This is a genomic window from Pseudoalteromonas sp. CO348 (assembly GCF_004208845.1).
Taxonomy (GTDB): domain Bacteria; phylum Pseudomonadota; class Gammaproteobacteria; order Enterobacterales; family Alteromonadaceae; genus Pseudoalteromonas; species Pseudoalteromonas maricaloris.
In genome coordinates this window covers 142128-161943 of sequence record NZ_SGPI01000011.1, presented here as the reverse complement: position 1 = coordinate 161943, position 19816 = coordinate 142128, and the positions used below count along the sequence as shown (strand labels likewise).

Here is a 19816-nt window from a genome sequence, read left to right as displayed (position 1 = left end):
CTATTCCTTGATTCCTTGGCTGTTCATGTCCCGCACGAGCATTACTGCTGCCCCTGCAGACTCAAGATCCCATGATTGGATCTGTAAATTATCCACATTCAGAAGTAATAATCCTGCTGAAGCTCCCGATGCACCTGTGGTCCCGCTCCACACACGGTTCAAATTACTCGGAAATACAAAAACCGAATTACGTTGACTCGCGGTACATTCATCTTCGAATAAAGCATGTAACTCCTTAACGTTTGGTAATCTCCAATCATCATATCCCGCAATACTTGTCGCTGCGGCAGTTTCAATTGCACTAAACCCAGATACGTTTATTCGGTTTAAAGTCGGCGTCACACATTCGTTAAGTGATAAGCCAACAACACAATTAACCCAACTAAGGCGATGCTTTAAATCATGTACTACCTGCTGCGAGTCAGATTGAAAGCGTGCTGCAGGCGAGATATCACAATTAGCAAATACATTGCTGCAAACGAGAGTCAATAAGGTAATCATCAATTTGTTCATACTATTGTCCTGCCATCAGTAAGAAGTGCAATTCACTCTGTTCACTCCGCCATAACGTGCTTAATTCAGTGCCATACCAATTCACGGTGTAGACCTTCTGATCTTTAACGGCTGTGGTACGTAGGCGTAGGTATGGAATTGCTGCATTTAGGTCATTCGTCAACCAAGTAAGTGTCGAAGCATTACGATTCAAACTTAATACAGAAAGCAACTGAACAGGGCTTGGTAACCGCCAGTCAGACTTGCCGCATTGCTGCTGTCGGTTGAGTTGCAACTGGATCTGTTCAATACTACACTCGGCCACCTCACACGAAGAGGCTAATGGCAATTGCTGGGTGATAGCGTGGCGCTGTGCGTGTTTGATTAACCACACAAAGCCTGTGGCGTTATCTTGAAGACATCTTGCAGTATCTGAAAAGTCAGGAACAATCGTACCGTCACTTGAGAGAAAGGAAAAATCAAAGCCATCAGGACCATTACCTAGCTTCACTAGATCAATATCAACATCTCGACCTACCTGTGCGTCTAAGCGTGGTAATAAAAAAATCGAAGAAACATTTGAAGTCCACTCACCTTGATCGGAGATATGGCGCTTATCACCGGTATCATTAAGCACTTGAGTTGCGACGGTCTGAATTTGTGTAACAGCAGAAACCACAACATTACCACTTAGTTTTACTGCAATTTCAAATTCATATTGTTGAGGTAGATGCAAGGATTCAAATCCTGACTGCAACTCAACATAACTTAATAGCTCTCTTGAGCTACCCGCTATTTGCTGCCAATGTATTTCCTTTATATCTCCAGCTTCAACCGCTAAATGCGCAATCAACGGAATGTTACTTCCTGCATAGTGTGTAGATTGATGCTCAAATTGAATCTCGGGTAATGCCTTTATACTAATTGGGATATATTCGAGACGCTCATGACCGTGTATATCGGCAACTCTAAGTTCAAAGTTACCTTGCAGAGGATGATCAGCTTTAGCCGTGATCTTGTAACTTGTATCTGATAGCTTTTCTAATAAAAACTGCTGTGAATTCGGGTTTATAACAACAATACTGTATGCTTCTTGCTCAGGCTCACTAACCGTGATATCCAACAAAGCGGAACCTGTGCTCCAAAGCTCATTTCTTTCTAATTGATAACTAACTTCCGGACTTCTGTTAGGCTCAATTGTTATATCAAACTCTTTTTCTAACACAGCTTGTTGTGTTTGAGTGGTTATCGTAGCTTGTATTGATAACGTGGCTTTTTTACTTGCACCAACATCCTCGGCAACCAATCCTACCGTTTTGAAAGCTGTCCCCTGCAGCTCGACAACACTTCCTTCAGGTTGTTTAATCACCGACCATAAATAAGAAATCTCAGCCTCTGAGGGAATATTTTCAAGCTGCACGGTAGCGCTTCCCTGAACTAATGCAGTGTAATTCGGGTCTAGCTGCAAGGTTAGTTTCGGATTAGGCTGATTAACCCCAACGCTTAATGTTTTATCAACTTGATATTGCCACCCTTGAGTTGTGACAAACGCATACAACTTAAAAGTGCTGCTCCCCGAATATGTATCTGTTACCAACAATGTAATCTGAGTACCATTTTGCTCAACTATAACTTCTCGCAGCTCTCCATTTTCATCAGCGACTTGCCAAATCACATGAGCATCAGAAGGTAAATTTTGCAAACTGAAATAGCTAGCTTCACCTTTTCGTAAATTATCAGCACCAGCTATTGTGGCATTTAAAAGCGCAGGCTTATCGGTACGAACCATTAACTCCGAGTTTGCTATATCGTAATTCCAACCGTTTAAACCAAAAGCACGCAATAAGATTTGTGAGTCTCGGCTTAGACTATCTAAATGTAGCTGTATAAGATGCTGCATTTCACCACCTGGCATAAAATCCCCTTGAAACCTCGAGGTTTGCCACTGGATATCTTCATATTGCTGATAGTCTGGAACAGATAGGATCACCGTTTCACCTGGCTGAATATATTTCGGGCCGATGATTTCCATCGCCTGAATAGAAAAAGAGAAGCAAATCGCAAGCAATAGATATGAGCACCTACACAACATAAGTAACTTTCCTTATAAATTTGAGATCAGGGCCAGTTTATATGGCCCTGTAAATCAGAGATTATTACTGTGCAACAAAGGTTAGGTATTTATCCTTTGGCATATAGGTAATTTCTGTAGACTTTTCCGTGTAGAAGCGACTCTTGTCGCTGTAGAAGCGGCTGTAATTACGACGATTGTCTAGCGTGCCAACAATCCAACCAATCGCACATCCGTAAGGACCGAAGCTACAACCAATTTGTTTAGCACCGTCAGACCAACGCTGATGTTCATCATCATTAAGTGGAGCTGCTGAAATTCGAGGGTAGACACTGTCTAACACACCAAACGCTATACGACGAGCAATTGCTTCGCGGACCGTTTCTTTCATATCTTCAGTCCAAAACTTACTATATGGTGCATTTGTGAATGTGATTTCAAAATCTTCGCTGTTTTTACTCCACTCGTAGAAGCTACTCTTACGCTTCTTCCAGAATAAAAATCCACTTGATTTATTTGATGAAACTTGGCTAATGATACTATGTGCTTTATATTTTGCTTCATAGCCAAATGGCACTTCAATCAGCCACTGTAGGCGTAAGCCCGTTTGAATATAAGAGTCCATTTTAGACGCAAGTTCACTTTCGGAAATGTTGTCCTTCTTAAGCTGACAGGCACCGAATAGGTTCATTGCAACACTCGCACTTGAAGAACCAAAGCTACCATACACCAATGTATCCACATCATTAGGGTTGATGTTATTCATGTATGCGCCATCTTCGGTTGACTTATCTTCGCCGTCATAAGATTCAAACAGATTCGAGAAGCCTTTAGGCTGGAAACTAATCAATTGTTTAGCCACATTCACAGAGTGAATTGGGTGTAGATTATTCAGTACTGCATCATCTGGATCGGCTTGCTGCATATACGCAGGGTTCATGTTTGTGAAGAACTCAGCCGCTACCAGTGGCATTTGACGCCACGAAGTAATTTGCGGGATATGGCCATTTAAACGACGTAAATTATCTACATGAGCTTCATAATCTAGCTCATATACAATTTCGGTATTTGCACCATAAATGGTCGCAAGTTCGATGTAATTTGACTTTGAACGATCTTCAATATCGTCTGCATAGTTATCGTACTTGATAATGCGGTCATCAATCGCCACGATTTGATCTTTTAAGCCTTCAATTTCAGCTGTTAACTGATCGATTTTATAAAGGTTTGTGCGGTTTTCCGCGCGGTAGTTATTATAGGCATCACGAGCTTCAAAATATGCAGTCTCAATGCCTTGCTTTTCTGCGATACAATCGTCTCGAGTACGCATCGGATTGTTTAAACATGCACTGTATGTACTATAACGGTTACTATATTCCATCAAGTTAATTTCATAGCTTTGTTTAAGCGCACTAAACTGCCAATAATCGATTTGTGCTTTCAACGTATCCAGTTCAACTTGAGACTCGATTTTTGCATCTTCAAGAGGTGCTTGCTCAAGAAGTAATGCTTCTGACTTATCACGCCATACCTTTGCTCGCGCTTGTGAACTGTCATAGTCATCTTTGGCAACGTCCATATTTGAACAAAACTCAATGCCTTGTGTTTCAACATGGCCACCTAATGATGCTCTGCCCGTATTTGGCGGAGCGACATAAGCTGTCTTACAATTTTGGCTAAACATTACATCAGCCCCACCTGTATTTACTGTACCACCGCTAAATTGGCAGTCTTCACGTAAACTAGGTAACGCCATTGCTGTGGACGGAATCGTCACGATGGCTAATGCTATAAGCGTTCTTTTCACTGTCTTCATCCTTATAAATTAATTTGAGTCCCCAGACTCATTTAGTGAGTTATCGAACTTCATTTTCTTCGTTTATTACTTCATGTACTTCTTGGTTTTCCATTTTCTCTATTTCCCGCTTCCACTCCCTCCTTGCTTGCTTACGTTTTTCTAATGTCTCAGCCACGGTATTACGTACAAAGCGCATATCCTCAGCAAACGCATTTTCTCCATAAGTATGCGTAAACTCTCTTTCTATGTGCTCTGCCTGTAGCTCACTTAATTTTCTAGTAACTTGATTTAAATGCGTATATGCACGCTTTAAGGCTGCGATATCTTCGGTAGATAATGCATCATCATTTACTTTCTCCACCGCCTGCTTAGATTCAAGTTGTGCGCGTACAAAATCGTATTCAGATTCAAGTTCACGAATATCGTGCAGCTCTTCTAATGGCCTTAACGGGAAATCAAAGAGTGAATTTGATGTTTTTGGAACTAATGCAAGCTCGCGTTCCAGTGATTGTGATTCTTTTGGTATTGCCGTATCAGATTCGGTTAACACAATTATATTGCTTTGCTTCCCTGTATTAACGTTTGCAGCAGCATTGGCTGCATCTGCGTTATTGTCTATTTTATTTACGAGCCATATTGCACATAGCGCCGCCGCAACAAGCCCAACCACGAAGGGTGTATGCCTTTTGTTCACCTACCTCTCCTTGAGTATGCACAAATGATTCTTTAGTGAATGTAAAGAGTTATTCGTGTTTTGAGTAATTAAACTAAATAAATTATAAACACTATCAGGTACAAAAAATCAACAATTAATTTTACATTTTGTTAATTTTAATTATACAAATAAACACATTTAAACATTATTGAAACAAATAAATTAACAAATTTCGCCTTCTACATGTAGCAAACTTGTCGACTAAGCATTGAATCATGGTTAATATAACGAGAAGAAAATCGACAGGAGTTCAACATGTACCTTAAAAGGATATTTTTGTTACTTGCTCTTTCATCCAGTCATCATGGGTTTGCTACTGAGTATTCCTATATGTGGCAGTTTGGTGACGGGCAAAGCAGCACAGAAAAAGAGCCTCAGTATCAATATAAACAGCCTGGTTTCTATACAGTTCAGCTGGAAGTTTTTGCTAATCAGAACCTTAGTTATAGCAAGACACACGAAGTGGATGCGGTTACCCCCTTCGTTAAAATGTTAAACATTGCTTCATCCAACAATATTATGCTCAACAAACCAACAACCCTGAGTGCCGAATTGCAATCCGTTAAACCATTAGCGCTTGATTACCAATGGAATATGCCTGACGGTTCGGCTAAAAAAGGAAAGAAAATCACATATACTTTCACCCAAGCTGGTGACCAAAAAGTAAAGCTCATAGGCTCATTTGAGAATAGGGAAATTATCAGTCAAGAAGTTAGCTTCAATGTAAAAGCTTCTGATAAAGATGGTGATAGAGTGGATGATGATGGCTCTGGAGGAAGTTTATTTTGGCAATTGCCATTGTTAGCTTTACTATTTCTTCGCAGACGGTTTGTATTTAACCTGAGCTGCGGATAATTAATGCCTTTCTAGCAGCCAGTTTTAGCGCTAACTGCGTTGAATTCACTTCCAATAGCCAGCTATTGGTGCGTAAATTCGCCTTGCCTACAGGATGTAGGTACCTTAGCGAGAGCAGGACACGGAAGCGGTGTTTTCCCTAAAACTCTCTGGCTAGACAAGGAAAAAAGTAAGTTGTGCTCTAGAAACAATGAGTTGGAACATTCCTTATCCAAACCTCAGGTTATTTAAACAACAAAAAAGTATGGTGTAAAATTTTTACACCATACTTTTTAGCCAAAAATGCTAGTGTTTAACACTCTTCGTTTTCAGCGTTCAGGTTCTCTTTTACATCTTCACAGGCATCTTCTACGCTGTTTTCAACTTCTTGAACCGTTTCATCGAAACGCTCTCCCGCGTCTTCCGCCGGACCTTCACTACAACCAAAAAGTGCTAAAATTGAAACAAAACCAAATGCTTTCGCTAATGTAATTGCTGATTTCATAATCTATCTCCTAAAACCGTTTTAGTACGTTAAATCCCTTTTACCTGGGAGCTCGTGCTTTGCCAAAAATAAACGAAATAATCATAAAGGCGATAAACACAAAGAATAGAATTTTCGCCATACCTGCCGCAGCGCCCGCGATTCCGGTGAAACCTAACACGGCTGCGACAAGTGCTAGGAATAAAAACATTACAGCCCAACTCAACATAACATTCTCCTTAGGCAGTTAGCTCTTGCAACTGCTTCATTTGATCGTGACAAGCTTGCATTCTGGTTTGGATTTGCAGTAATACACTCTTGCATTTAGGTGGAAGATCTTTGCTTAGCGCTTTATCAAGCTTGCTCAACACTTTGTCTTCCACTTCTTCTAGCTGAGAAATATAGGTGTGCTCTTTGTCGGTGCTCACCATACTAACCAACTTGGTGTACGATTCACGAATGTCGATGCTAAGTGCTGAATCAGTCTCTATTTCACCCTCGTCGATAAGAACAAATGGTTGTAGATCCGAGATTGCTTGCGCTTTATCTACAATCATTTGGTCAAATACGCGGTTTAATTCGATATTATCTAGCTTCTTCTTAGCTTCGGTGTAAAAATCTACACCACCATTTAATACTTTAATGAGCTCTTTTACCGGCTCCATGTCGTAATTTGAATCTGCCATAAATAACTCCTTTCGATTAAATATTTAATAAATGCATTTTGCAAATATTATTTCTGTCCTTTTCGTTAATGCAAATTAAATACCAAATTATAAACCATTATTTTACAAGGGTTTTTAATATAAGCACTTTCAGAGCGGTGAAAATATTACAAACTAGATGTAAATTATTCCTGTGATAATTGCGCACTTAAGGTCGTACTGCCTTTTGCATTGAAGTCCATCGTCCTAATAGGGAAAGGAATTAAGATATCGTTATCGGCTAAAACACGGTTAATTGTACAAATTGCTTGGTGCCTGACCACCATAAAGCCGGGATCAGCTGGGTAGTCTATCCAAAACCACACGAGTAGATTGATAGAACTATCACCAAAAGACTCAGCATAGACATCCGTTTCTTTTTGGTTTACTACGAAATCAAGCTTGTTAATTGCCTCAACAATCACCTCTCGGGCTTGTTCTGGGTCATCCGCATAGGAGATACCAACTGGTACTTCTATTCTTCGCTTACCAAGCTTAGTGTAGTTTTGTAACTCATTCTTAAAGAGAATTTTGTTGGGAATATAAGACAGCTGGCCGTAAAAGTTTTCTACTAAGGTATTTCTCAAATTGATTTTACTTACCGTGCCAAAGCAATCCTTGGTTCTGATAATGTCACCGACCATAAAGGGCTTTCTGACTCCCATCACAAATCCAGCGATGAGGTTCTCGGTCATATCTTGGAATGCAAAGCCAATAGCAAGGCCAATGATCCCCGCCCCAGCCAACAGTGACATTACGGCACCTGATAGTTTTACTATATCTAAAGCGAAGAAAATCCCAATGGCAATAATAGAGACTTTAAATATGGAACTAATAAGAGAAGCAACTTGTTCTGTCTTTATTGCTTTTTTAATCGCTTTAGAAAACCAAATAGATGATATTTTAGCCAGCGCTGTAAAGAATATTAGTATCATTAAGGCTAGGATCATATTCGGTAGTAACTGCACACCGGATTCAAGCCAAGAGATTAACTTATCATTAATTAACGTCCAAAACTTTTCTAAATTCATAATTACTAACTCCTATATAAGTACGCAACAACGATCGAATGCAGTAATCATTCCTACTGATATTAATTAGCCGTTCATGAAAAAGGTAATTATTACAAAGTAATGTACACATTTTCTCGGTAAATTCTTCCTTAAAACTTACCAACAAAATAAAAATATATAAAATTCAGCAATTTACAACATGGCACAACAGCTGCAATAGGTAATTCGACTACGAAATTAAAGGAGTTTAATTATGAAAAAGACATTAATTGCAACTGTACTTGTATCTTCACTTACTACTGCTTCAGCTTTTGCTGCTGATAATTCTTGGGAAAAAGAAGCAAGCGATGCTTGGATAGACGGTAAAGCAGAAGCGACGCTACTTTTCAACGGTGAGCTGAACAACTTTGACATTAACACAGATGTGAAAAATGGCGTTGTAGTGCTAACTGGTAAAGTTGAACACTCAGTAGACAAAAAGCTAGCTGAAGAACTGGTACTAGGTATCGATGGCGTAAAAGAAGTGAAAAACGACCTGACTATCGTAGATATGTCAGATGAACGCAAAAAAGAGCGTAACTACGAAAGCGATAGCGGCTTTACTGACGCAAAAATCGCAACAGTAATTAAGTCTCGCTACCTGTTTGACACGGATGTAGATGGTACTGACATCGATGTTGATGTGGAAGGTTTAGTCGTAACACTAAACGGCCATGTTGGTAGCGAAGCTGAGCGCAAACTTGCTGTGCAAATCGCGAAAAACGCCAATGACGTTAAAGATGTAAAAGATAACCTTCGCGTTACTAAAAAATCATAAGCAATTTTGATTTGAGGGGGCACTCCCCCCTCCCATATTTATATTGATTTAAGGAGTAAAGATGAAACAATTAACTATTGCCGCTGCGCTACTAGCTTCTCTAGGTCTTGCATCTACCGCTGCTCACGCGGAGTCTGATTTTGGACTAGAAGATTATAAAATTTATACAGGTATCGGTTACGGCCAATACTCTTTTCAGTGGGAAGATCGTGAGAACGACACCTCTTTCGACGATGACTCTTCTATGTTAAAAGCGTATGTGGGTACGAAAATTAATCCATATTGGAGTTTTGAACTGGCCTATGAAAACTTCGACGAAGCAAGTGACATAGACAACTCTGCTGAAATCGATGGTATTTCTTTATCTACTCGTATCTCAGCCCCATTAAACGAATACTTTTCAGTTTACGCAAAAGGTGGTTGGCTTGAATGGGATGCAGATATCTATGCTGATATTCCAGCTGTAGGTCGTGTTTCATCTAACCTTGAAGGTGGCGACTGGCTTTATGGTGCCGGTGTAGAGTTTCACCTTAACGAAAACATTAACATGCGTTTAGAATACACGCGCTACGAACTTGAAGACGATATCGATCCAGATATGGACGTAGCTGCGGTCTCTATCGAGTACCAATTTTAAGCAGTAATGATGGCTAATTTATAGCCTCCCAATTATTTCCCCTTTGACTCAGTCCTGGCTCTTTCACAAGAGTCTGGTTTTGGCGCTACCACTGGTAGCGCCTTTTTTGTTTTCAGCGTATGGCTCTCATATTGAATAATGTGAGTGCTTTCTCGCGATTCCTTTGTTTGCAGAAAACAGCATTTAAAGATAGAAAAACTCTAGATGTAATATTTGCCATTCACAGCTAGAAATAAAACCTGTCACTTTTTTTAAACTCTACACCCTGTAGGTTCTGCTATGTAACATTTACACCCTTCGTATCGCATCTACCGACACAAAACATGAGATAAATCTAATAGACTGATATTACTCAACTTTTAAGTTGGCAAAGGGTTTGCAACGAATACAGTGAACTAAACGAATAAGGAGTAGTTTATGAGTAACCAAGCAAACCAAACACAGACAAGTAACACAGCAAAACCACAGTCAAATGGCCATGATTCTAGTCACCCAGTTACGGATCAAATTGCAGATACATTACATGCGTCAGTAGATTCACTGCACGCTTCAGCGTCTCGCACTGAAACCTCGCTGCGTGAAAAAGGTCATAACTCAAGCGAAGCCATTGGCGCCAAGCGCAAAGAGTGGGAACGTGCGTGGAATACATCTGGTGTGAAAAAGTATGCAACGGAAAACCCAGTAAAAACGGCTGGTATCGCATTTTCACTCGGTATGTTGGCAACTATGCTGTTAAGGAATAAGTAATCATGCAAGACCAAGCTCAAATAAGAGACCGTCAAGCAGCAGCTCACGAGCGCACGCCTGCGCTCGCTGAGCTTAAAGATTCTGTGTCTCTATTATTCGACAGTTATCAGCAAATCGCTGAAGCACAAATTAACCTAATAGGTGCGAAGTTCAGAGCTAATTTAAAAACTTTATGTATCGCGCTCGGGTTAATTCTGTTTTCTTTAATTTTAACAGCGATGGTATGGGGCAGCTTGCACGTGTTATTTGCTTACGCCTTAACCTACGCAGGCCTAAGCTGGTTTATATCGGCGGGTATTGTACTTACTATCAATATCGCAATGATTTATTACCTGATCGTCACCGGGCTAAAGCTCTTTAATAACAGCATAAATGACCTGACGTCTGGGTTTTATACTTCAGTTGCGAAGCAGGAGGCTAGCAATGACGAAGCTCGCTGAATTCATCACTGATAAGTTGCACCAAGAAGTGGTGATAGAGAAGAAAAAGCTCATTACCGCTAGACATTTTAATCACCTTACCCAAGTGAAAGCCAAAAAAGTATTTACCGGCGCGATTAGCTCTCCTCAAGGGTTGGGCTTCATGTTTATGTTTGGCGCACTCAGCGCTAAATATGGCAAGTTTGGTGCACTAAGAAAAATCGTACTTCTACAAAAAATAGCGCAAGGTATCATTTAATTCCTTGCGCTATTTTTTGGTTCTTAGCTAAACCAGCTTTTCTTTAATTTCTTTCAGATCCACCAGTGTAATAGGCTTTAACAACACGTCATCTACTTGTGACTCAGCCAATTTTTCCGGCTCTGGATCAAAACCACTTGCAATCACGATATGCTGGTTAGGATCTTGTGCTTTAATCTCTCGCGCAAGCGTAAGCCCAGACTTATCGGGCAGACCTATATCCAGTAAAATCATGTCAAAGCGCTCAGGACCAACAAAATGCTGCCAACAAGTTTGCGCGCACTCTGCCGTAACCACATTCACTTGCAGTGAATTAAGTAACAGCTTAAGCAGGTTGCGTGTATCTGCGTCGTCTTCTACCACTAAAAACCGCAAAGTACCGGTAGTTTGCGCCACATCATCGCTAAATGTTGCCAACTCGTCACTCAAGTAGTGAGCTAAATATTCTCCTAACTCAGAGACATTAACAGGCTTGCTCATCATATCGCTAAAGCCAAGCGCCATTAATTCTTCTTTTGTGCCTTTTTGAGCGGCCGCTGTTAGTGCGACAACAGGTAAGTCAATACCACGCTCTCTGAGCGCAACAATAGTGTCTCGACCATCCATTCTTGGCATGTGCAAGTCCATAAAGACTAAGTCATACTTATCTGGATCATCCTTAAGCATCGCAAGCGCTTCAATGCCATCGCCCGCAATTTCAGCGGTTGCGCCGGTTTGACCAATCAGGGTGCGCAACAACATCTGGATCTCACTAATGTCTTCAACGATAAGGATATGCCCTTGCAAATCAGATGGAAGCGAGTTATCGGTCGCATTTTGGGTTTTATCTAGCATCAATGGCGCCAGAGTCATTTCATTGATAGCACCAAGATCAATACTAAAACCAAACTCACTCCCCTCTCCCAAGGTTGACTCAACCGCAAGCTCGCCTCCCATCAGTTTAATGAGTGCAGAGCTAATAGCTAAACCAAGACCAGCACCTTCATCCGTGCGCGTTGTGACGTTTTGTACTTGTTCAAAAGGTTTAAATATACGCTTAAGCTTCTCGCAAGGAATACCAATCCCTGTATCAATCACCTTGAACTCAAGTTTTGCATCAGCTTGTAAGGTGATCTCAACCTTCACGAAACCGGAGCTTGTGAACTTAATTGCATTATAAATAATGTTGATAAGTACCTGTTTTAGTCGTGTTTTATCAACCTTTACATCTTGAGGAAGTGGTGTTTTAGCTTCAATGCTAAAACTCAAGCCTTTCTTGGCTGCGGCCATTTTAAACAGACTATATAAATCACTTAGAAAGCTATTCAAACACGTGCTTTGTTTATTTAGCTGTAACCGGTTTTCATTTAGCTTGGATAGGTCGAGTACATCATTTAATAAGTTAAGTAAGTGCTCGCTATTGTTATTGATTATAGAAAGCTCGGGCTTAACATTCTGCAACTCTTCCCGAGACAGGAGGAGATTGGTGTAACCTAGAATAGACGTTAACGGCGTTCTCAACTCATGGCTTAAATGTGCCAAAAAGCGGTCTTTTGCTCGACTGTCAGACTCGACTCGCAATCGCTCCAGGCGTTCACGTTCAAGTTCTTTGCGTGCCAAAGCATAGCGAATGGAACGAATAAATCGAGCGCTGCTTATTTCTGACTTAAGCACGAAGTCTTCAGCACCCGCTTTTAGGGCTTCGTTATCTAACACTTCATCTGATTGCCCCGTCAGCATGATTATCGGCGTATGAACCTGTCTTGCTCTGGCTTCTTTTAACACGCTCAAACCGGTTTGTGGGCCTAATTGATAATCCAATAAGCAGAGATCGAAGCCATTACTCTCCAGTGCTTCTAGCGCTTGATGGTATTGGCTTTGCCAAACGAGATTAAATTTAAAGTTAGGAATAGACTGTAAATAATCTAAGGTTAAAATATAATCGTCTTCGTCATCTTCAATGAGCAGCACATTGACTTCACTGACCGACTCCTTTGTCATACTAGCCTCCACAAATGAAGTGATATTAATTCGTTTGGGTCGTCACGTTATGTTGAAACAAGTATAGGACGACTTGCGGTGAGGTAGCGCTTGTTTGCACAAGCGCGATGGGATTAATTTGGCAGCTCTACTATTTCAATCCAGTACTTGCCTAAATGTTTCATCAAATCAACTAAACCATCAAAATCCACGGGCTTAGTAATATAAGATGCAGCGCCTGAGTCATACCCTCTCAGTTTGTCTTCTTCCTCTTTGGAAGTAGTTAAGATAACCACGGGTATAGAACGTAGTATTGGATCTTTTTTGATTTCTTGTAACGCTTCTCTACCATCCATTCTTGGCATATTCAGGTCAAGTAAAATGAGGTTCGGTCTTGGATATCGTTGTTTATCAGTAAACTCTCCCTCATTTCTCAAATATTCCAAAAGCTCAACCCCGTCCTTAACAAACTGAAATGCATTGAGTACTCGGCTTTCTTCTAAAGCGTCTTGAGCCAACAAGCGATCATCTTCGTCATCATCCGCCATCAAAATATGGATTGGCTGAGTTTTTTTATAGTTCATTCTTCAGTTCCTGAATAATTGGTGTTGGTTCAGCGAGTAATGTGATCGTGAATTTAGCACCTTTACCATCTTCACTGGTCGCTGAAATCGTTCCGCCGTGTCGCTCAACAATGCGTCTACACACGGTTAAACCAATGCCAGTACCAGCATATTTTTTTCTGTCATGTAGTCGTTGAAAAGGCGAGAATATTTTCTCAGCATATTCAGCATCAAAGCCAACGCCATTATCTTCTACCACAAAAGTATAAGCATCTTGACTCATCAATTGGCTGCTTTCAACCGTGATTGTAATAATCGGATCGCGCCCTTCTACTCTGAATTTAATAGCATTGGAAAGTAGATTTAAAAACAGCTGGTGTATTTGACTAGCATCACATTTTATTGTCGGTAACACGTCCGAGTTTACGCTCGCACTACTGTCATGAACTGCAATTTCTAAATCGTCCAACACAAACTGTAAAACTTGGTTGAGATCCTGTTCTTCAAAAGGCTTTGCTCTGGTGGTAACTCGGGATAACTCAAGCAAGTCAGTGATAAGCGTTGACATCCGCTGTGCGGCACTCGTCATTCGAGCCAAATAATCCTTGCCCTTGTCATCAAGGTGCTCGCCATAATTCTTTTCGATGCGATCACCAAAAGCGCGGATCTTTCTTAGTGGTTCTTGCAGGTCGTGAGAGGCAACAAACGCAAAGTCTTCGAGCTCTCGGTTGCTACGATTTAGCTCTTCAGCGTAATGTTCTAGTGCTTCGGTACGCGCTTGCACCTTTTCTTCTAAATGATCGTTTGCTTCTTCTAACTCGCTCTTTGCTTTCTTTGCGCTGCGTAGATTGACGACCAAAAGTAGCAAAATAGCAAAAATCATCACGGCGCTCAGCAAAGTAAATACAACGATATTAACTTGCGCTTCTTTGCGGACACGTTTTAACTGATTCAGCTGAATAGTCCGGATGTCCACTTCTGCGGCCATGATCTGAGTGAACTCTTCTCGTAGATCCCCTCCAGAGTCCGCAGCTCGGTCAAGTAATAAAGCTTCATTACCTGTATCGGTATTACGTGCAACAATCACCGTACTTTGCAAAGTTTTAAATCGCGCTTTTACCCCTTCGATATAACGATTAATTTTTTGCTGCTGTACATCGCTTTCAGAGTGATTCTGACCAACTTTCGCTATGCTCTCATCAAGGTTTTGCAATGCTTTTATAAAAGGTGCTAAATCGCTTTCTTTATTTGAGATTAAAAATGCTCGTTGTCCTGCCTCCGCATTTAACATCGCAATATGCAGCTGATCCAGAGACATCATTACTTCGCTGGTGTTTCGGATACTCTCTTGAACTTGGTTTAATTCTTTAACATTGTTAAAACCGATTAGGGCATTGGACGCTACAAGGCCAACACTCACAACAACCGCAAACCAGATAAAGTTAAGTTTATTACTTAAGTTCATAAAATAACTAAACTTGGACTCATTGTTCACTCATCATTTCCTTGCTCCACCAGCGTCTGTAACAGCTCGCTACACTCTTTGGTTGCTTTAATAATCGTATTTGCTATCTCGATTATCTGTTGTTGAGAATCAGGTTGTTCAGCGATAAGTTTGATCAACTCTGAATTCATTGAAATTTGATTCAAAGGCTTGCGTGCGTCATGCACTAACTTCGCGAGCGTACCTTGATCATGTTGTGTCATTGTTCCTCCCCGAAATTATGACTGTGTTTCTCCCTCATAGGCGTTTAAACGGTTGTAGAGCGTTTTTGTACTGATCCCAAGCATTCGCGCGGCCAGCGTCTTATTTCCTTCTACTGATTCTAACGTTTGATAGATCAATTCTCTTTCTACTTCTTCAATCGTTTTACCTGGCTTCATTTCAGGCGTTGGTACTTGAATCGCATTTGCTCTGCTTGACGTGCCCACCTGTGGTGGAATTGAAGCGCGATTTAACTGCGCATGCTCCACCATGCGTTTCGCCTGTGCGAATGGTGAGGCGAAGTTCGCATCAAATACTAAGCTATGGTCATCGTGATCCGCCATAATATAGGCACGATGGATTGTGTGTTTGAGTTCACGTACATTACCGGGCCAATCATATTCAACCAAGCGGCTCATATCTGCCGCCTTAATTACATACTGACTATTACCTTTTTTATTCAAACCCTGGAGAAAATGCTCGGCGAGTAATGGAATGTCTTCTTTTCTCTCTCTCAGCGGTGGAATATGGATTGGAAATACCGCCAAACGGAAATAAATATCTTCTCGAAGTACGTCATTGGTAGCAATATCTTCGACGCTACGGTTAGTAGCCGATATTACCCGACAATTAACTTTTATCGGCTTTGTGCCACCGACTCGTGTCACCGTATGTGTTTCGAGTACACGTAGCAAGTTTGGCTGTTGCTCGATGGGCATTTCGGTTAACTCATCCAAAAACAAAGTGCCATTCTCTGCTTGCTCAAATACTCCGACTTTTTGAGCATTTGCTCCCGTAAACGCGCCTTTTTCGTGACCAAATAGTTCGCTACCGATCAAGTCTTTCGGGATTGCACCACAGTTTACGTTAACCAAATCCCCTGTCACTGTGCTGGCATTGTGAATTGCGCGGGCAAACATTTCTTTACCTACACCGCTTTCCCCCATCAACATCACATTAGCATCAGTACCCGCAACGCGCTCTATCATCTTATATAGATGCTTCATTTTGGCAGACTCGCCCAGCAACACACCAAAATGTGCTTGACTCTCGGTTCGCTTGGCTTTGTTCTTAGAAGGGCTTAATGCGTTTCTAAAATCGTCTGCATCAACTGGTTTAGTGAGATAATTTAACCCATCATGACAAAGCTGCGACAATGCTGACTTTACTGATGGATGTCCCGTAACCATAGTTATTGGTGTACGGATCCCTGCGGCTCTGATTTCATCAACTAGATGTAAACCACTGCCATCTGGCAGCATAAAATCAAGAAAGATATGATCAAAACTTTGCGTTTCTAGCCATTGTCTGGCCGACGCCAAGTCATTCGCTAAACACGCGTCATGGCCTAAGTATTCGACAATGCGACAGGCCAGCTCTGCAAAATCATGATCATCATCTACTAATAAAACGGTTTTCAATTGAGTCCCTCTCTCAATGCTCCAATAGTGCTTCCACTTTTGATTTTTATCTCACACACTAAATGAATGGCCGCAAAATACCTAATTCGGAACCATTACGTTCAGCGCGTGTTTCTGGATCACTATTTCAATACTTTTTGCACTAAGCACTTCACCATCTAGTGCAAAGTGTTGTTCTTGCTCAAATTCTATGTTTATCTTTTCGCACTGCTCGGTGCGAATATTAGAAGGTTTGCCGTCTAATTTAGGTAAAATAAGTTCGGCTACCGTAAGATTCTGCGCACCATCCGGCTCAACCGGTAAAATCGTAATATCTAGTTTGCCATCGTCATAGATTGGCTCTCCATGACCTTGAGCAAGAATTGTGGTTTTTGGTGCTGCATTCGCTACAACCAGACTAACACATTCTATTTGAGATTGCTCAGCACCATCAAAGCTCACTTTAAAATTAAGAGGCTTATTTTCACTTACCGCCTGCCAAAGGCCTCGAATATAGGCTAATTGCCCCGAGTTGTTCTTTTCTTCACGCCCAGCCTTTTCTATCATTTCCTGACCAAAGCCAACGGCTGCCGCTAAAAGCGCGGTGCGGCCATTACAGTTCATTATATCAATAGGCTTAGTTTTACCCGCTAAAATTGCTTCACAGGCACGGTTAATGGGATCTATTTTTGACAATGAACCGAGTAACACGGTCGCTAAGGAATTTGCAGTACCTAAAGGCAATATACCAAACAGTACATCGTTTTGATGAACACCATGAGCAACACTTGCTAATGTGCCGTCACCGCCCCCTGCGATGATGATATTTGGCTGTGTATCAGACATGATTTGCTTAGCCAAAGCCGCGACATCTGTCTCTTTCTCTGTAAAGTGAATCGATAAGTTATATTTTTCCGTCAGCATACCCACAATGTCATTTTCATAGGTAAACCATTTACCCGATCCTGATACAGGGTTAATGACTAACGCCGCCTGCTCACTATGGGTAAAGTTTTGGCTGTGATGTAGCTTTGTCAGCCCTTTTAGCTGATGCTTGTTTAACCTCGCTGTTTCACGGCGGTTTTGTATTTTTTCGAGTGCTTCACGGACGGTATAATCAGGGTTGGTTGCAAGTAAATAAGCAGTACAAAAGAACACTGAGCGTCCTCGACCTAACGCACAATGCACTACAACCTTTCGCTTTAATTCGTGCTGCGCCGCTATCCATGCCATGCCATGCGCTAACTGCTCTGAGGTAGGCGCTTGATGATCTAACACTGGAATATTGAGGTAGTGTAAGCCTTGCTGTTCTGCCGACCAGTTTAACCCATCGAACTCAGCAGTTACGTCTAAAATGGCTTCAATCCCTTCCGCCTTAAGCATATCCACATCGCTTGGAAATAACCGACAAGCAACAAATAAATTATCTGTAAGCGGCTGAAATGCATCAACAACATCTCTACCTCTTTCAATCGCATTGTATAAATGTACACAGCCTAAATAAGGCCAAAATAGCCAAGTTATATACCAAGGAATTTTGCCTGTACCGTGCTTTCTAAATATGTGCGGATAGTTGGTTGCATAAGCAAAAGTAACTAAAGAAATAGAGACGGTAAACCACGCAAGCGGCAACATTAGCCAAGATCCAATACTGTGGATCGTAAGTGCGGCTAAACAGAGACTTGCAAACAGGTAGTACTTGAGCATTTTCATTGCCTTTCCTTAATTATTTTTTGTCGCCTACGGCTTTTTATTATCGCCTTATGCGGAACTCTCTTAGGTTTGTACATATGTAACTAAGTATAGGTATGCATTTCTTAATCTGCGCTGATTCATCAACTTGTTTATGATAATCATGAAGATACTTAACTATAGCTGAGACTATTCGCAAAGAAATAAAAAGTGCGTCTGGGTATTTGTAACGACTTATGCAAGCGCTGCTACATAAGTATTCAGCCACCATTAATCCATTAAAATTTCTAATGTGAAAATCATAAAATTTATCAGTTGAATGAAGCATAAATGATCACCATAATGGCGATCCTTTAAACGCATTTGGAGAACCAAACAGACAATGGCAAACGAGCTCGACTGGCTACTTAACTTAATATTACTTACTTTAGGTTTTGGTGCCTTTTTTATTAACCATAAAACGCTACTAAGAGTAGCTGCTGTGTGCGCATGTGGCGTACTTTTTATCTCGTTTAGCCTTGATCTGATGAACACCAGTGTAATTTCTAACCTTAGCTTGATTTTGATAAATACTTTTTATCTATTCAAAGTCTATACCTTTGGTCAGCTGGAAGTTCACTAGTTCGCAGCGACTAGTTCCCTATTTCACTTCGGTGCGCTAAAATCATGGCCATCATTGCTTGTTAATGGAGAAGCAGTATGGCCATGACTGATGAAGAGCTATTTTTAGCTTCAATGGGCGACGTCACTCCGCTCGCCCAAGACAAAAAAGCAGAATTACGCCGTCACAAAAACGAACCTACTATTTCGCAACTCGCAAAACGCGAGGCCGCCGAGCAAGAACTTGAGTTTGATCCTAATTACTTATCTACAGAGTACGTAGATCTATTAGATCCACACGATCTACTCGCCTATAAAAAAAGCGGCGTCCAAGATGGTGTATACAAAAATCTCAGATTAGGTAAATATCAAGTTGATGCTACCTTAGACTTACATGGCAAACCATTTCATGATGCCCGTAAAGCCTTGTTTGACTTTGTGACAGATTGCCATGCAAAAAGCATCCGAGTGTTGTTATTAAGGCATGGTATCGGTTTAAACAGTAAACCCTTTCCCGCTGTACTGAAAAGCTATACAAATAAATGGCTGCAAGAAATGCCACAAGTGTTGGCATTTCACTCTGCATTAAAATGCCATGGTGGTAGCGGCTCTACTTACGTACTACTAAGAAAGAGTGAAGAGAAAAAACACGAAAATAGAGAGCGTCACGCTAAACGTTAAAAAACAAAAAGCCGAGTAATACTCGGCTTATTTGCTATTTGCGGTGGGTGTCATCCCCTGAAGTTCATTTGCACTAGCTTGATTAAACCAAGCTGATACACCTAACAAAATAACCGAAACCACAACAAGTGATAATTTCGCGCCACCTTGACTTTGCTTCATGGGTTAGACCTTTTTATTATTGTTTTTTTGTTAAATTAATGCATCATTCATAAACACTCAAGAT

General features: G+C 41.1%; 23 protein-coding genes. 8 read left to right on the top strand and 15 right to left on the bottom strand.

The features are described from left to right. The 4 genes from EXT48_RS04370 to EXT48_RS04355 form a co-directional block, all read right to left on the bottom strand. Positions 1-513, bottom strand: coding sequence for a DUF1566 domain-containing protein (locus EXT48_RS04370; RefSeq protein ID WP_130163690.1), 513 nt, complete (start codon positions 511-513; stop codon positions 1-3). A 1-nt stretch (position 514) separates the two neighbouring features. Beyond that, positions 515-2584, bottom strand: a complete 2070-nt coding sequence (locus EXT48_RS04365) for a hypothetical protein (protein WP_130163689.1) — start codon at positions 2582-2584, stop codon at positions 515-517. A 64-nt stretch (positions 2585-2648) separates the two neighbouring features. Further along, a complete protein-coding gene (locus EXT48_RS04360) occupies positions 2649-4370 on the bottom strand; it encodes a hypothetical protein (protein ID WP_130163688.1) in 1722 nt (573 codons plus the stop codon). Positions 4371-4419: 49 nt separating this feature from the next. Next, the gene (locus tag EXT48_RS04355; RefSeq protein WP_130163687.1) at positions 4420-5055 is read right to left on the bottom strand and encodes a hypothetical protein; all 636 of its coding nucleotides are present in this window, start codon (positions 5053-5055) and stop codon (positions 4420-4422) included. A 276-nt stretch (positions 5056-5331) separates the two neighbouring features. On the opposite strand from EXT48_RS04355, the gene EXT48_RS04350 reads away from it, so the two are divergent. Then, the gene (locus EXT48_RS04350; protein WP_130163686.1) at positions 5332-5931 is read left to right on the top strand and encodes a PKD domain-containing protein; all 600 of its coding nucleotides are present in this window, start codon (positions 5332-5334) and stop codon (positions 5929-5931) included. 292 nt (positions 5932-6223) lie between these two features. Here EXT48_RS04350 and EXT48_RS04345 read toward each other — a convergent pair whose 3' ends face one another. The 4 genes from EXT48_RS04345 to EXT48_RS04330 form a co-directional block, all read right to left on the bottom strand. Continuing rightward, entirely contained in the window at positions 6224-6415 is a 192-nt protein-coding gene (locus EXT48_RS04345; RefSeq protein ID WP_010378936.1) for a hypothetical protein, read from the bottom strand. Between the two features lie 40 nt (positions 6416-6455). After that, positions 6456-6623 carry a DUF1328 domain-containing protein gene (locus EXT48_RS04340; protein WP_010378934.1) on the bottom strand — a complete coding sequence of 56 codons (168 nt, stop codon included), beginning with the start codon at positions 6621-6623 and terminating at the stop codon, positions 6456-6458. A gap of 10 nt (positions 6624-6633) precedes the next feature. Next, the gene (locus tag EXT48_RS04335; protein WP_039496879.1) at positions 6634-7080 is read right to left on the bottom strand and encodes a PA2169 family four-helix-bundle protein; all 447 of its coding nucleotides are present in this window, start codon (positions 7078-7080) and stop codon (positions 6634-6636) included. A 164-nt stretch (positions 7081-7244) separates the two neighbouring features. Beyond that, a complete protein-coding gene (locus EXT48_RS04330) occupies positions 7245-8129 on the bottom strand; it encodes a mechanosensitive ion channel family protein (RefSeq protein ID WP_130163685.1) in 885 nt (294 codons plus the stop codon). Between the two features lie 235 nt (positions 8130-8364). Between EXT48_RS04330 and EXT48_RS04325 the strand changes: the two genes are divergently transcribed. The 5 genes from EXT48_RS04325 (at position 8365) to EXT48_RS04305 (ending at position 10990) form a co-directional block, all read left to right on the top strand. Next, positions 8365-8928 (top strand): BON domain-containing protein, encoded by a 564-nt coding sequence (locus tag EXT48_RS04325; protein WP_010378923.1) that lies wholly within the window; start codon positions 8365-8367, stop codon positions 8926-8928. Positions 8929-8989: 61 nt separating this feature from the next. Continuing rightward, entirely contained in the window at positions 8990-9565 is a 576-nt protein-coding gene (locus tag EXT48_RS04320; RefSeq protein ID WP_130163684.1) for an outer membrane beta-barrel protein, read from the top strand. Between the two features lie 417 nt (positions 9566-9982). Continuing rightward, positions 9983-10312 carry a hypothetical protein gene (locus tag EXT48_RS04315; protein WP_130125970.1) on the top strand — a complete coding sequence of 110 codons (330 nt, stop codon included), beginning with the start codon at positions 9983-9985 and terminating at the stop codon, positions 10310-10312. A 2-nt stretch (positions 10313-10314) separates the two neighbouring features. Further along, complete coding sequence (locus EXT48_RS04310; protein WP_130163683.1) at positions 10315-10752, top strand: phage holin family protein; 438 nt, start codon at positions 10315-10317, stop codon at positions 10750-10752. Further along, positions 10736-10990, top strand: coding sequence for a hypothetical protein (locus tag EXT48_RS04305; protein ID WP_130163682.1), 255 nt, complete (start codon positions 10736-10738; stop codon positions 10988-10990). The genes EXT48_RS04310 and EXT48_RS04305 overlap by 17 nt, the downstream gene beginning before the upstream one ends. A 27-nt stretch (positions 10991-11017) precedes the next feature. On the opposite strand, the gene EXT48_RS04300 is transcribed toward EXT48_RS04305, so the two are convergent. The 6 genes from EXT48_RS04300 to EXT48_RS04275 all read right to left on the bottom strand — a co-directional run bounded on the left by EXT48_RS04300 (position 11018) and on the right by EXT48_RS04275 (position 18330). After that, entirely contained in the window at positions 11018-12970 is a 1953-nt protein-coding gene (locus EXT48_RS04300) for a response regulator (RefSeq protein ID WP_130163681.1), read from the bottom strand. Positions 12971-13083: 113 nt separating this feature from the next. Next, positions 13084-13533, bottom strand: a complete 450-nt coding sequence (locus EXT48_RS04295) for a response regulator (RefSeq protein WP_010378908.1) — start codon at positions 13531-13533, stop codon at positions 13084-13086. After that, complete coding sequence (locus EXT48_RS04290) at positions 13523-15007, bottom strand: sensor histidine kinase (RefSeq protein WP_130163680.1); 1485 nt, start codon at positions 15005-15007, stop codon at positions 13523-13525. Before EXT48_RS04290 ends, EXT48_RS04295 begins: the two co-directional genes overlap by 11 nt. After that, positions 15004-15219, bottom strand: a complete 216-nt coding sequence (locus tag EXT48_RS04285) for a histidine kinase (RefSeq protein WP_010378905.1) — start codon at positions 15217-15219, stop codon at positions 15004-15006. Before EXT48_RS04285 ends, EXT48_RS04290 begins: the two co-directional genes overlap by 4 nt. A gap of 15 nt (positions 15220-15234) precedes the next feature. Next, positions 15235-16638 carry a sigma-54 dependent transcriptional regulator gene (locus tag EXT48_RS04280; RefSeq protein ID WP_069020214.1) on the bottom strand — a complete coding sequence of 468 codons (1404 nt, stop codon included), beginning with the start codon at positions 16636-16638 and terminating at the stop codon, positions 15235-15237. Between the two features lie 81 nt (positions 16639-16719). Beyond that, a complete protein-coding gene (locus EXT48_RS04275) occupies positions 16720-18330 on the bottom strand; it encodes a diacylglycerol kinase family protein (RefSeq protein ID WP_130163679.1) in 1611 nt (536 codons plus the stop codon). A 361-nt stretch (positions 18331-18691) separates the two neighbouring features. Here EXT48_RS04275 and EXT48_RS04270 point away from each other — a divergent pair, with 361 nt between their 5' ends. Together EXT48_RS04270 and smrA are read left to right on the top strand one after the other, a co-directional pair. Beyond that, entirely contained in the window at positions 18692-18931 is a 240-nt protein-coding gene (locus tag EXT48_RS04270) for a hypothetical protein (RefSeq protein WP_010378899.1), read from the top strand. Positions 18932-19008: 77 nt separating this feature from the next. Then, a complete protein-coding gene (gene smrA / locus EXT48_RS04265) occupies positions 19009-19590 on the top strand; it encodes a DNA endonuclease SmrA (RefSeq protein ID WP_039496860.1) in 582 nt (193 codons plus the stop codon). Positions 19591-19617: 27 nt separating this feature from the next. Here the strand turns inward: smrA and EXT48_RS23995 are convergent, their stop codons facing one another. After that, positions 19618-19752, bottom strand: a complete 135-nt coding sequence (locus EXT48_RS23995; RefSeq protein ID WP_276320163.1) for a hypothetical protein — start codon at positions 19750-19752, stop codon at positions 19618-19620. Positions 19753-19816: the final 64 nt, after the last annotated feature.